General features: G+C 30.7%; 1 pseudogene. It reads left to right on the forward strand.

The features are described 5' to 3' along the window. Window positions 1-241, forward strand: a pseudogene (locus HMPREF0519_RS14150) (hypothetical protein); the annotation flags it as partial.

Consider the following 241-nt stretch of genomic DNA (forward strand, 5'->3'; position numbering starts at 1 on the left):
ATGTCAGGGCTCATCGTTAACTATAACTTTTATATGGGCGATATCGGAATTAGTTTTAGCCTCATTTTTCTACCATTAGCATTTACTGGACTATTTCACTGGATAAGTACCGGTAAATATAAGATGTTAACACTTGGCATTTCTTTGATTTGTTTAAGTCACGTATTGAACGTCATTTTTGTCATCGTTACAATGATTATTTTTACCCTTATTAATATTCAAAAGTTATCAAAAGCAAAAA

This window comes from Lentilactobacillus hilgardii DSM 20176 = ATCC 8290 (genome assembly GCF_000159315.1).
GTDB classification, from domain to species: domain Bacteria; phylum Bacillota; class Bacilli; order Lactobacillales; family Lactobacillaceae; genus Lentilactobacillus; species Lentilactobacillus hilgardii.